The sequence below is a fragment of the Pantoea sp. CFSAN033090 genome, assembly GCF_001264395.1.
GTDB classification, from domain to species: Bacteria; Pseudomonadota; Gammaproteobacteria; order Enterobacterales; family Enterobacteriaceae; genus Pantoea; species Pantoea agglomerans.
Window position 1 is genome coordinate 65,550 of sequence record NZ_LGYX01000016.1, and the last position, 12,965, is coordinate 78,514.

Here is a 12,965-nt window from a genome sequence, read left to right on the forward strand (position 1 = left end):
TCCCTGATGGCGAATTTGCCTGAAAAAGAGAAACTGGTTCGCAACTTCAACCGTTGCGCTAACTGGGAAGAGAAGTACCTCTACATTATTGAGCTGGGTTCAAAGCTTCCGGAATCTTCTGAAACCTTGCACCAGCCGGAGAACGTGATTTCGGGTTGTCAGAGTCAGGTGTGGATCAGAATGACCCCGCAGGCGGATGGTTCCATTGCGTTTGAAGGCGACAGCGATGCCGCTATCGTTAAAGGTTTGATTGCTATCGTATTTAGCCTCTATCAGAACCTGCCGCCCGCCGATATCCTGGCGCTGGATGTGCGCCACTGGTTTGGCGAACTGGCACTGATGCAGCACCTGACGCCCACCCGGTCGCAGGGGCTGGAGGCGATGATTCGGTCTATTCGCCATACCGCTCAGAACCTCAGCTAAGTTACACTCCACAGACGCCATCCGGCGTCTGTTTTTTTATCTGACGAGAAAATTGCATGAAACCTGCTTTACGTTTAGCCGGTGCATTGCTGCTGACCTGCTTTGGGCTCTCTGCACCCGCGTTCGCCACCGAATATCCGCTGCCACCACCTGACAGTCGCCTGATTGGCGAAAACGTCGTGACTCAGGTTCCTGACAATAAGCAACCTCTGGAAGCGATTGCGGCGCGCTACCAGGTCGGCCTGCTGGGCATGCTGGAGGCAAATCCCGGTACCGATCCCTGGCTGCCCAAAGCGGGCACCCAGCTGACGGTGCCGCTACAGATGATCCTGCCCGATACGCCGCGCGAAGGGATTGTGGTGAATCTGGCCGAGCTGCGTCTCTACTACTATCCCAAAGGGGAGGATAAGGTCATTGTCTATCCCATCGGCATTGGCCAGCTGGGTGCGGCCACGCCAGTGATGGTGACGCAGATCAGCCAGAAGATCCCTAATCCCACCTGGACGCCCACGGCGAACATCCGCAAACGCTACGCCAAAGAGGGCATTACGCTGCCTGGCGTGGTCCCCGCCGGACCGGATAACCCGATGGGGCAGTTTGCCATGCGTCTGGCGCGCGGCACCGGCCAGTATCTGATCCATGGCACTAATGCGAAATTCGGCATCGGCATGCGCGTCAGTTCAGGCTGCATCCGTCTGCGTTCAGAAGATATCGAAGCGCTGTTTAACTCAGCCCCGAAAGGGACGCGGGTACAGATCATCAATCAGCCGGTGAAATACGCTGTAGAGCCGGATGGGAAACGCTACGTGGAAGTGCATCAGCCGCTGTCACGCAACGACAAAGACGATCCGCAGACCATGCCGATTGCACTCACTGCCGGAGTGAAGCAGTTTATGAAAAGTGAGAAGAGTGATAGTGCGCTGATTAAAGCCAGCTTAGCGCGACGCTCAGGCATGCCTGTGCTGGTCAGCAGTGGGGAGCCGGTGCAGAGTGATACCGTGCCGCCTGCGGGGCTGGAGAGCGCATCTGTGGGGGCTGATAGCCCGGTGACACAGGCTGAGGGCAACGCGGTTCAGCCCTGACCGGATAAGTGCCTGTGAAGGGCACTGAATTCGGAGCAAAAAAAATGGCGCCATAAAGGCGCCATTTTTAAACCAGAACTCTTACTTACGGTAAGAGTGAGCCTGGTTGTCCAGACGCTGGTTAGCGCGTGCTGCGTCATCTTTAGCAGCCTGAACGTCTGAACGCACTGCGTTCACGTCGTTGCTCAGCTGGTCAACTTTAGCGTTCAGAGTCTGAACGTCTGAAGACAGCTGGTCGATTTTAGCGTTGCTTGAGCAACCAGCCAGCATAGTTGAAGCCAGAACTACCGCGCCCAGTACCAGTTTAGTACGATTCATTATTTATACCCTCTAGATTGAGTTAATCTCCATGTAGCGTTACAAGTATTACACAAAGCTTTTTAAGTTGAGAATAAATTTTTGATGAGAAGATGCTTAAATTTGATCGTTCGCTCAAAGAAGCAGCGAATCACAGAATATGATAAAAAAATTTAGCGAAAACAGAGAGATTTAATCGGATTAACCTTAATATTAAGAGTATTTGAATAGTTATTTTCGATTGGAATTTTCTGACATTTGGTTTAAGTAGAAATAAAAAAAAGCGCCCGATAAAGGCGCTTCAAAATAATGGTCAGAGAGAGTTTTACAGAACGTGTACAGAAGCAGTGTTGGTAGTTCCGCTTGGTACTAATGCACCTGACACCAGCACCACGACATCGCCTTTCTGGCCGTAGCCACTTTCCAGCGCCGCTTCTTTACCCAGACGATAGAAATCGTCGGTTGAAGCGATCTCAGTCACCAGACGTGTCTCAATCCCTTTGCTCAGGATCAGCTGACGGGCAGTCATCGGATTGGTGGTCAGCGCCAGGATGGTCGCGTTCGGGAAGTATTTACGCACGGCTTTAGCAGACTTACCCCCTTCGGTAGCAACCACAATCAGTGGCGCTTCCAGCTTCTCAGCGGTCTCTACCGCACCACGGCAGACGGCTTCTGTGATACGCATTTTGCGGTTATCACTCTGGCTGTCGATGCGGGACTTCATCACGCGATCGGTACGCTCACAGATGGTCGCCATGATGGTGACCGACTCCAGCGGATAACGGCCTTTGGCACTCTCACCTGACAGCATGACAGCATCGGTACCGTCAAGAATGGCGTTTGCCACGTCACCGGCTTCTGCGCGGGTAGGGCGCGGGTTCTTGATCATGGAATCGAGCATCTGGGTAGCCGTGATGACCACTTTGCGTGCTTTATTACATTTTTTGATCATCATCTTCTGTGCGAAGATCACTTCTTCAACCGGGATCTCAACGCCCAGGTCGCCACGCGCAACCATGATGCCGTCTGACGCTTCGAGGATTTCGTCGAAGTTGTTCAGGCCTTCCTGGTTTTCGATTTTGGAGATGATCTGGATATGCTCGCCGCCGTTCTGTTTCAGGTGCTCGCGAATTTCCAGCACGTCTGAACGTTTACGGATGAAAGAGGCGGCGACGAAGTCTACGCCCTGCTCACAACCAAAAATCAGGTCGCGCTTATCTTTTTCGGCCAGTGCTGGCAGCTGGATAGAGACGCCTGGCAGGTTAACGCCTTTGTTTTCGCCCAGATCGCCATTGTTCAGGACTTTACACACCACGGTATTTTCAGTGACTTCGGTCACTTCCATACCAATCAGGCCATCATCGACCAGCACCGTGTTGCCGATTTTCAGGTCAGCAGTAAAACCCGGGTAGGTCACCGCAACGCGCTCGCTGTTGCCAATCACGCTCTGGTCTGTAGTAAAGGTAAAGGTCTGACCCGCTTTCAGAGCCGCATCGTTGCCGCCTTCCAGTTTCATGGTGCGGATTTCAGGGCCTTTGGTATCCAGCAGGATAGCGGCCTGACGGCCGGTTTTCTGCATAACGGCACGCATGTTGGTGATGCGTTGGCCATGCTCAGCGTAGTCGCCGTGAGAGAAGTTAAGACGCATAACATTCATGCCAGCTTCAAGCAGCTGAGTCAGCATCTCTTCGGATTCGGTTTTCGGGCCGATTGTACAAACGATTTTAGTCTTTTTCATGACGGATTTTCTGTAAGTTGTGATGGATGAATAAGGGCGGAATCCGATGGCAGCGCATCGAAGTGAAATTTCTGATTGAGACTGAAAAGGGCAGTACTGAGTAAGAATAGGTGACGAAGGCCAGGCGTGCAGGGAAGTTGTGCGGTTACGGTTGGTAACCACCACGCTGTTGTTGCGCAAATCATTTGAGTTATCGCAGTAAGCACGTGATCGCTGAAACCTTTCAAGTAAGCAACGCGGGACAGTATAGACGCTAAGTATGCGAAAACCAATCAAAAAGCAGAAGGGGGAAGCGATGCAGATCAATAAAAGTGGAGTTGCGCAAGCTGAAGGAATTCTGAAAGTGGTGCGCTCTAATGGACTCGAACCATCGACCCCCACCATGTCAAGGTGGTGCTCTAACCAACTGAGCTAAGAGCGCATACTGAATATTGGTGCGTCCGAGTGGACTCGAACCACCGACCCCCACCATGTCAAGGTGGTGCTCTAACCAACTGAGCTACGGACGCACTTGGTGCGCTCTAATGGACTCGAACCATCGACCCCCACCATGTCAAGGTGGTGCTCTAACCAACTGAGCTAAGAGCGCAACATGCTGTCAGGGCGACAGCGGGGACGAATATTAACGGCAGCGTGTGAGGCTGGCAAGGGGAAAATAGTTTTTTCGCCATGACTGCACAGCAACTGTGCTAACCGTCGTTTTTTTCGTCATTGCGAGCCATGAATGACCCGCCTCGAACGTTATCGCGCTGCACGCGTCAGGATAATCTCCGCCGGTGATTGCTGTAACCGTCTGATGCGCCAGATCATCATCACCGCAGCCGAGGTCAGGCCGATAATAAAGCCGCACCAGAAGCCCGCAGGTCCCATGCGCGGCACCACCCAGTCGGTCAGCGCCAGCAGATAACCGGCTGGCAGTCCCAGCAGCCAGTAAGCGATAAAGGTAATAAAGAAAATCGACCGCGTATCTTTATAGCCGCGCAGGATCCCGCTGCCAATCACCTGTATCGAGTCTGAGAACTGATAAATTGCCGCCAGCAGCATCAGCTGTGCCGCCAGCGTCACCACTTCAGGGTTGTCGTTATAGAGCAGGGCAATCTGATGACGAAACGTCACGGTAAAAATGGCGGTCAGCGCCGCCATGCTGATGCCTACACCCTGTGCGGTCCAGGCCGCGACCCGTGCCTGCTCGGTGGAGCCCTGGCCCAGACGATAACCGACGCGGATGGTGGTCGCGACACCCAGCGACAGCGGCAATACAAACATCAGTGAACTGAAATTCAGCGCAATCTGGTGGCCGGCCACGTTAACGATGCCCAGTGGCGAAACCAGCAGGGCGACCACGGCGAACAACGTGACCTCAAAGAAGAGTGCCAGCGCCACCGGCAATCCCAGCGTCATCAGGCGGCTCAGAATCGGACGGGAAGGGGGTGACCAGCGGCTCTCCATACGGATATCGCGCATGCTACCCATCCGGCGCACCCAGAAGCGCATGCAGATAAACATCACCCAGTAGACCGAGGCGGTCGCCACGCCGCAGCCGACACCGCCCAGGGCAGGCATGCCGAAGTGGCCATAGATAAAGACATAGTTGAGCGGGATGTTGAACATCAGGCCTAAAAAGCCCAGCACCATGCCGGGTTTGGTTTTCGACAGCCCCTCGCACTGATTGCGCAGCACCTGGAAGAAGAGGTAGCCAGGCGCGCCGAACAGCAGGGCATGCAGATAACCTTCTGCCTTCAGCGCCAGCACTGGATCGATGTCATGCATCGCCCGGATAAGATAACCGGCATGCCACAACAGCACCATAATCAGCAGGGAGACGAAAAAGGCGAGCCAGTATCCCTGGCGGATCTGTTCACCGATGCGTTCGCGGCGGCCAGAACCATTGAGTTGCGCAACGGTGGGCGTCAATGCAAGCAGAAGACCATGACCAAACAGGATGGCCGGTAGCCAGACAGAGGTGCCGACAGCAACGGCGGCCATATCCGTGGCGCTGACTGCGCCGGCCATAATGGTATCCACAAATCCCATTGCGGTTTGAGCCACCTGAGCAAGGATGACCGGAATCGCAAGGGCCAGCAATTGACGCGCTTCTGTTAAATACTTCTGCACGTTAACACCTGACTTATTGAATGAATTAAAAGGGGCAGGAAGCCCGGGGAATTTCGCGAGCTAGTGTAACTGGCGTAACAGAATTCGCCAATCTTTGTCACACAATGCGGTTTGCTCCGCTATAAAGCGGCGGGGCGGGCTGAAATCTAACAGCCGACCTGAGCTGTGATAAACTAGCGTAAACTTCGCAGAGGCAAAGACTATGTTTACCGGTATTGTGCAGGGCACCGCAGAAATCGTGTCCATTGAAGAGAAAGAACTGTTTCGCACCCACACTGTCCGCCTGCCGCAAGAGCTCTTACCGGGTCTGGCGCTGGGCGCATCCGTAGCCCATAACGGTTGCTGTTTAACCGTAACGGCAATTGAAGGCGACCGCGTCAGTTTTGATTTAATTAAAGAGACATTGCGGGTGACTAACCTTGGCGATTTACGTCAGGGCGATGTGGTCAATATTGAGCGTGCAGCGAAATTCAGCGATGAAATAGGCGGACATCTGATGTCTGGTCATATTATGACCACCGCTGAAATCTGCAAGATCATCCAGTCAGAACATAACCGCGAGGTCTGGTTTAAAATCCAGGATGCGGCGCAGATGAAATATATTCTGCATAAAGGGTTTGTCGGCATCGACGGTATCAGCCTGACGGTAGGCGATGTGACTAAGACTAAGTTCTGCGTCTATCTGATCCCGGAAACACTGGAGCGTACCACGCTGGGGGCGAAGACCTTTGGCGACCGGGTGAATATTGAAATCGATCCGCACACGCAGGCAATCGTGGAGACTGTTGAGCGGGTGTTAGCACAGCGCGATGCCGCGGCGGCGATGAGCATGCTGACCGGCCAGTCAACGACAGAGAGTTAATAAAAGGCGCGTAAGCACCGCAGACAGCCCAATCGGTTTTACTCTGTCAGCACTATAAACGTTCAGGGCGCAGGGAACCGGGTCAGAAGAGGAAAGCATCCCGCCGCCCGGATAAAAACGCCGGAAGCGTTTTTGAACAACGCAAAGCGTTGGCCCGGCAACGGGCGCACCTCAGGGATGAGGTGCGTAATCGCGTGGGCCGGGCGTGTCAGGAATGACAGGTTTTGCGACTTTCCGATCTGACCCTGTTCCTGTCGCAACGCTTCCTCTTAAAGCAAAACGGGCCACTCTTATAAAGTCTTTGGCCGAGGCAGCGCTTTCTTAATTGCCCGCTTTTTAACCCCTACCGCGCCACCCGTAATCCCCCCTCAATACCGCGACTGAACACGATCTGCCACAGCTGAATATCACGCGCCCGAAAGGCACCGGCACAGGCATTCAGATAATAGGAGAACATCCGTTTAAAGCGTTCGCCATATTTATCGGCCAGCTCTGGCCAGGCCTGCAAAAAGCGTTCATGCCAGGCCATCAGTGTTTTGTCGTAATCTGCGCCGAAATTGTGCCAGTCTTCCAGAATAAAATGGGGCTCGCTGGCATCGGCCACATGGCGCACCGAAGGCAGGCAGCCGTTGGGGAAGATATATTTATCGATCCAGGGATCGACACTCATATCGGTTTTAATCGCGCCGATGGTGTGAAGCAGGAAAATACCGTCAGGCTTTAAATTACGATCGACCACGTCAAAATAGGTCGCATAATTTTTCGGTCCGACATGTTCAAACATACCCACCGACACAATACGATCAAACTGCTCATTCAGATCGCGATAATCCTGCAACAGAATCGTGACGTCTAATCCGCTACAGCGCTGCTGCGCCAGTTTCTGTTGTTCGGCGGAAATCGTCACGCCATGCACTTTAACGCCATAATGACGTGCGGCAAATTCCGCGAGTCCGCCCCAGCCACAGCCGATATCCAGCAGTGACATTCCGGGTTCCAGCGCTAATTTACGGCAGATCATATCCAGCTTGGCTTCCTGCGCCGTCGCCAGTGTCGTCGCCTCTTTCCAGTAGCCACAAGAGTATTGCATGTAGGGATCGAGCATCAATGAAAAGAGGTCGTTGCCCAGGTCGTAATGCTCTTTACCAACAATCCACGCCCGTTTTTTTGACTGCAGATTGGTTAAGCGTGCGGCGGCAATGCGCAGCGTATCTTTGAAGTGATGAGGCAGCTGCTGATCGAGTTTATGTTTAAGTACCTGATGGAAGAAAATATCCAGCCGGTCACACTCCCACCATCCATCCATATAGCTCTCACCGAGCCCAAGAGAGCCCTCCTGCAGAACACGTTTAAAAAAACCAGGATGATTAATATGAATATCCCAGGGACGTGAACCATTAATTTCGATATCCGCTTTTTCCAGCAGTTCATGAACGATGCGATACCAATGGTTTTCTTCGAGGCTCACTTCTTCTGCATAAGATGAACTCATAGATTTTCCACCACCTGTCCAATCTGAACCTGAACAAAGAGTAGCCAATTTATTCAGGCAATGAGAAACGATGCGGATGGCTCCGCAAACCGGTTATCTGTGTGATACGGAGGACTGGAACAGCCTGCAGCAGGTCGGGTAAGGTGAGAATAACGCGCGCGAATACCGTCCCGGCAGCAGGGTGCCAATCAGATTATTACGTTATTATATTGTTGATTTATTACAGATTTGTTGACCCGGATGAGTATATGCTCACGCGGGTCAATATTCAATAACTTATTGTTAGGGCGCTAACTAAAAAGTCAGTGTGTCACTAATTATCCTGGCAGGCAGTTTGCGCAGAGGCAACAACAGTTTGTGCGCTTGCGGCTCGCTGCATGGCGTAACCCATCAGCGCCAGCACAATTGTCACCGTCATCATCAGTGTGGTGGTAAATAGGGGCTGAGTTAAGCCGGCCGACACCGCCAGGCTGGCAGCGAAACAGAGTCCTAACTGCAGTGTATTCTGCAACGCGGCGGCTTTACCGGTAGCGGTCGGGAAGGGCATCAGCGCACTGGACACCACAATCGGATAGATCGCGCCGTTAGCCAGCGCCATACCGCAGAACGGTACCATCAGACTCACCAGCGTGCTGCTGCCAGCAAGCGCAACAGCAAACAGCGCCAGAATGCTCAGGCTGTAGACGGCCAGCAGCCAGGGCAGCAACTGTGCGCCGTTAAAGCGGTTGAGCAGGGTGCGACAGCCGAAGCCGCCAATTAAAAAGGCGAGCGTCTGGGGCACATAACTCAGACCGATATCGGCGGGCGACAGACCCAGATCCGCCAGAATAAAGGGCGATCCGGTCAGCCAGGCAAAGAAGCTGGCTGAGCAGGCGGAGTAGATCAGCACGTTGCCGCTGTAGACCCGGGATTTAAGCAGCGTGAAAAAGCCGGGCTGCGCACCTTTTTCTCCCGCTGCCTTGCGCACGGTGGGCAGACGCAGCGTGGTCAGAATCAACGCCACCGCAATCAGGGTCAGCACCAGGAAAATCGAACGCCAGTGGAAGTGGCCGATCAGCCAGGCACCCAGCAGCGGAGCCAGCGCCGGAGAGAGCGCAACCAGCGGCATAATGGTGGCAAAGACTTTGTTAGCGCGCGCTGCAGGATAGCGATCCACCACCAGCGCCTGCCAGCTTACGGCAGCGGCACAGACGCCAATCGCCTGGACAAAACGCAGCGCCAGCATCAGATAGATATCGTTCACCCACAGCATGCCTGCGCAGCCAGCGCCAAACATGGCCAGTCCGGACAGCAGCACCGGTTTACGGCCGATGCGATCGGAAAGCGGTCCCCAGAAGAGCTGACCCACGGCGAAGCCGCCCAGGAAGAGACTCATACTGGCGCTAATCAGACCGGGTGAAGTGTTAAAGGTTTGCTGCATCGCACCAAAGGCGGGCAGGTACATATCAGTGGCTAAAAAGCCCAGCATGCTCAGCAGGGCAAGGTAGGGCATAAACCCTTTATTCGACAGCATCTGATTCTCATTTTTGCAGGATAAACGCGGCAGAGTGTAAAAGGTGCGTTTGCTGCTGTGAAACGGTAATATTTGCCGATTGCTGTTAAAATTTTTGAAGGCAGATTATGTGGTCAGAATATGCATTAGAGGTGGTTGACGCTGTCGCCCGTGGGGGGAGCTTCAGCGCCGCCGCGCAGGAGTTACATCGGGTGCCCTCTGCCATCAGCTATACGGTGCGTCAGCTGGAAAACTGGCTGGCGGTACCGCTATTTGAACGGCAGCATCGCGAAGTGGTTCTGACCCCGGCGGGTGAGCATTTTGTCCGGGAAGGGCGCAGCGTCATCAAAAAAATGCTTGCCACCCGGCGACAGTGTCAGCAGCTGGCTAACGGCTGGCGCGGCCAGCTAAGCATTGCCGTTGACCGTATCGCTAAACCTCAGCGCACCCGACAACTGGTCAAAGATTTCTATCGCCACTTTCCCGATATGGAGCTGATCATCAGCTATGAAGTCTTTAACGGCGTCTGGGATGCGCTGGCCGATGGCCGGGTGGAGGTAGCGATTGGTGCCACTCAGGCGATACCGGTGGGCGGACGCTTTGCTTTTCGGGATATGGGCACGCTTAACTGGCGCTGCGTGGTTGCGCCCGACCATCCTCTGACGCAGGCGAGCCAGATAGATGATGACACGCTACGGAGCTGGCCCTCCCTGGTGCTGGAAGATACTTCTCGCGCACTGCCGCGTCGTATGACATGGACGCTGGATAACCAGCGCCGGCTGGTGGTGCCGGAGTGGCAAACCGGGCTGGAGTGCGTGCAGGCGGGATTGTGTGTGGCGATGGTGCCCGGTCACCTGGCCAGGCCGCTGCTCGACAGCGGCGAGCTGGTTGAACTGACGCTGCCGGTGGCGTTTCCGGACAGCCCATGCTGCGTCAGCTGGGCAGAGGATCGCGCATCACCGGCGACAGGCTGGTTGCTCAGCTATCTGGGTGATGCGCAAACGCTTAATCAGGAGTGGTTAAGCGAGCATTAACGGCGATAGTCGCGGAACGGGCCATCGGCCACGGAACGGCGCTCAATCAGCGTGGGATGGACCTCAATCGTTTGTGACACTTCGCGCTTACTGGTAATGCGGTCCAGCAGCATTTCCAGCGCTTTCTCACCCAGCTGGGCTTTAGGCTGATGCACTGTGGTCAGGGCCGGTGCAAAATAGCGGGCGTTGCGCACATTGTCATAGCCGATCACCGAAATATCCTGGGGGACGCGCAAACCCATCTCGTCGGCGGCGCAAATCGCGCCCATCGCCATGATGTCACCGCCACAGAACACCGCCGTCGGACGCTGCTTCTGCGACAGGATCTGCTGCATCGCCTGATAGCCCGACTCCGGCTCAAAGTCACCCTGCACAATCCACTCGGCGCGTGGCTGAATACCCGCTTCTTCCATCGCCTTCAGGAAACCGGCATGACGTCCGCCACCGGTGTTACGCTCCATCTGGCCGGGGATTGCACCAATATCCCGGTGTCCGCGTTCAATCAGATAGCGTCCCGCCAGATAGCCGCCCTGAAAAGCATTATCCAGTACCGTGTCGGTGAAGTCGGCGCGCGATTCACCCCAGTCCATAACCACCATCGGGATATTGCGGTTCTCTTCCAGCATCTGCAGCAGATCGTCCGGATATTCAGAGCACATCACCAGCAGCCCATCGACGCGTTTCTGCGCCATCATGCTGAGATAGGCGCGCTGTTTTTGCAGATCGTTATGCGCATTACCCAGAATCAGCGTATAGCCTTTGTCAAAGCAGTGATTTTCAACCGCTTCGATAATTTCAGCGAAATAGGGCGCTTCGCTGGAGGTGGCAAGCAGGCCCAGCGTCTTGGTGTGGTTCACTTTCAGGCTGCGCGCCACGGCGCTCGGCGAGTAGTGCAGTTCTTTAATCGCCTGCCAGACCGCGTTGCGCGTCTCTTCAGCCACAAAGCGGGTTTTATTGATGACGTGCGAAACGGTGGTCGTTGAGACGCCAGCGCGTTTCGCCACATCTTTAATTGTTGCCATGAAAATCGGACTCCAGTGCTTATCTAACTCTATGATAAGCGTAGTGTTAAACGTTTGCGTCTGCTCAGGGTTTTTTCCGCAAAAATGCAGCTTTCCTGGCCAGGAAACAGGCCGCTGGCGGCGTAAAAGCGCCTTAAGACGTGCGCAAACGGAATCAGGGTTGCGCGCGTTGCGCAACAAAGGCGGGATTCTAACAAGGCTGAACGGATAAAACGAGATTTTTACCGGGCCCTGTGGGAAAATGCGATACCCCTACTGATTGTGTGACTAAGGAGCAAGCAATGAGTACCGATCTTAAACTGGCTTTAATGACCACCGCGGGCTGTCTGCTGATGATTGTGGCCTTTAGTTTTACCGCTATTCTGCACTAATTAAAAAGCCGGGATTATCCCGGCTCTCTTCTGGTTGTTCTGCTGCTCAGCGTATGGTTTTCGGCGTCATCACCCGACGTGCACCAATATAGTGGCGCTGCCAGTAATCTTCTCCTAACGCGCTGATCTGAATATCTTTGCCGGTGCGTGGCGACTGGATAAACTTGCCATCACCCAGGTAAACGCCGACATGGTCCGCAGTACCGCGTCCATTGATACGGAAGAAGACCAGATCGCCTTTCTCCAGCGACTCACGCTTGATCGGTGCGGCATCACGCAGGTGGTACATCTCGTTAGCGGTACGTGGGATCTTAAACTTCACCAGATCTTTATAGGCGTACCAGACCAGGCCGCTGCAATCGAAACCGGTATGGGGAGAGGTGCCGCCCCACTGATAGGGTTTACCCAACTGACCCATCAGCTTGGTCATCGCGGTTTCGCGGGCCTTCTGGTAGCGCTGACGGTGAGATTTGCTCATCTTAATCGTGCCGGTCTCGCTGGTAGTGACCTCTGCGGTTTTCAGCAGGCGCTGATGACCATAACGTTTTTTCTCTTTGTTCTTACTGAGACGGGCGGTTTTTAGCGAGGTCTTCTTAGCAGGCGTCTGTTTTGCGGTGAGTTCGACTTTTTTCAGTTTTTTTGTTTTTAGTTTTTGAACCGGGCTGAGGCGAGTCTTTTTCGTCACCGTTTTGACCGGGCGACGCTTGCGACGCTCATCGTCGCGCGCACTCTTTTTCTCTGCTTTATGCGTACTGACGTTCACCGGCGCGTGAGGCGACGCAGCGGCGATGTTGAAAAACAGTTGCGCAAAGGCCAGCATGAAAAACGTAATGATTAAACGCATAGTCCGTTGATTAGTTAAGTTGTCAGGGCCACTACGCACCGCGACAAAGTTGAGATTAATCTGATCCAGGATCAGCGCCCAGGCCATTCTAGTCCAGTTCTTTTAAAAACTGTAATGCCTTTTAATATTAATCTTTGCAACCCACGCAATTGTGCTGAAAATGAACATTTTCAGCGTCTTATATCAACGAAAT

At 54.0% G+C, this 12,965-nt stretch carries 12 protein-coding genes and 3 tRNA genes; 5 read left to right on the plus strand and 10 right to left on the minus strand.

Going from position 1 to position 12,965, the window contains the following annotated elements; translation table 11 throughout:
• Positions 1-6 precede the first annotated feature (6 nt).
• Positions 7-423: a cysteine desulfuration protein SufE gene (gene sufE / locus AFL22_RS15190; RefSeq protein ID WP_010245623.1), complete on the plus strand. Its 417-nt coding sequence runs from the start codon at positions 7-9 to the stop codon at positions 421-423.
• Between the two features lie 56 nt (positions 424-479).
• On the plus strand, positions 480-1,505 hold the full coding sequence (locus tag AFL22_RS15195) for a L,D-transpeptidase family protein (RefSeq protein ID WP_052271703.1): 1,026 nt from the start codon (positions 480-482) through the stop codon (positions 1,503-1,505).
• An 81-nt stretch (positions 1,506-1,586) separates the two neighbouring features.
• On the opposite strand, the gene AFL22_RS15200 is transcribed toward AFL22_RS15195, so the two are convergent.
• The 6 genes from AFL22_RS15200 to AFL22_RS15225 all read right to left on the minus strand — a co-directional run bounded on the left by AFL22_RS15200 (position 1,587) and on the right by AFL22_RS15225 (position 5,655).
• Positions 1,587-1,823, minus strand: coding sequence for a major outer membrane lipoprotein (locus AFL22_RS15200; RefSeq protein ID WP_003853216.1), 237 nt, complete (start codon positions 1,821-1,823; stop codon positions 1,587-1,589).
• A gap of 304 nt (positions 1,824-2,127) precedes the next feature.
• Complete coding sequence (gene pykF, locus AFL22_RS15205; RefSeq protein WP_010245613.1) at positions 2,128-3,540, minus strand: pyruvate kinase PykF; 1,413 nt, start codon at positions 3,538-3,540, stop codon at positions 2,128-2,130.
• A 344-nt stretch (positions 3,541-3,884) separates the two neighbouring features.
• A tRNA-Val gene (locus tag AFL22_RS15210) sits at positions 3,885-3,961 on the minus strand.
• Positions 3,962-3,972: 11 nt separating this feature from the next.
• Positions 3,973-4,049: transfer RNA gene (locus AFL22_RS15215), tRNA-Val, on the minus strand.
• Between the two features lie 3 nt (positions 4,050-4,052).
• Positions 4,053-4,129, minus strand: a tRNA-Val gene (locus AFL22_RS15220).
• A gap of 152 nt (positions 4,130-4,281) precedes the next feature.
• Positions 4,282-5,655, minus strand: coding sequence for an MATE family efflux transporter (locus AFL22_RS15225; protein WP_022625743.1), 1,374 nt, complete (start codon positions 5,653-5,655; stop codon positions 4,282-4,284).
• 202 nt (positions 5,656-5,857) lie between these two features.
• Here AFL22_RS15225 and AFL22_RS15230 point away from each other — a divergent pair, with 202 nt between their 5' ends.
• Entirely contained in the window at positions 5,858-6,517 is a 660-nt protein-coding gene (locus AFL22_RS15230) for a riboflavin synthase (RefSeq protein ID WP_052271704.1), read from the plus strand.
• Positions 6,518-6,860: 343 nt separating this feature from the next.
• Here the strand turns inward: AFL22_RS15230 and cfa are convergent, their stop codons facing one another.
• On the minus strand, positions 6,861-8,009 hold the full coding sequence (gene cfa, locus AFL22_RS15235) for a cyclopropane fatty acyl phospholipid synthase (protein WP_022625742.1): 1,149 nt from the start codon (positions 8,007-8,009) through the stop codon (positions 6,861-6,863).
• Between the two features lie 313 nt (positions 8,010-8,322).
• A complete protein-coding gene (gene punC / locus AFL22_RS15240; protein WP_052271705.1) occupies positions 8,323-9,522 on the minus strand; it encodes a purine nucleoside transporter PunC in 1,200 nt (399 codons plus the stop codon).
• Between the two features lie 107 nt (positions 9,523-9,629).
• Between punC and punR the strand changes: the two genes are divergently transcribed.
• Positions 9,630-10,535, plus strand: a complete 906-nt coding sequence (gene punR / locus AFL22_RS15245) for a DNA-binding transcriptional activator PunR (RefSeq protein ID WP_010245598.1) — start codon at positions 9,630-9,632, stop codon at positions 10,533-10,535.
• On the opposite strand, the gene purR is transcribed toward punR, so the two are convergent.
• The gene (purR, locus tag AFL22_RS15250; RefSeq protein ID WP_010245595.1) at positions 10,532-11,557 is read right to left on the minus strand and encodes an HTH-type transcriptional repressor PurR; all 1,026 of its coding nucleotides are present in this window, start codon (positions 11,555-11,557) and stop codon (positions 10,532-10,534) included. The two genes, punR and purR, sit on opposite strands and share 4 nt — an antisense overlap.
• A gap of 281 nt (positions 11,558-11,838) precedes the next feature.
• Here purR and AFL22_RS24060 point away from each other — a divergent pair, with 281 nt between their 5' ends.
• A complete protein-coding gene (locus tag AFL22_RS24060; RefSeq protein ID WP_010245592.1) occupies positions 11,839-11,928 on the plus strand; it encodes a YnhF family membrane protein in 90 nt (29 codons plus the stop codon).
• A 46-nt stretch (positions 11,929-11,974) separates the two neighbouring features.
• Here AFL22_RS24060 and AFL22_RS15255 read toward each other — a convergent pair whose 3' ends face one another.
• Positions 11,975-12,772 (minus strand): C40 family peptidase, encoded by a 798-nt coding sequence (locus AFL22_RS15255; RefSeq protein ID WP_010245589.1) that lies wholly within the window; start codon positions 12,770-12,772, stop codon positions 11,975-11,977.
• Between the last annotated feature and the right edge of the window lie 193 nt (positions 12,773-12,965).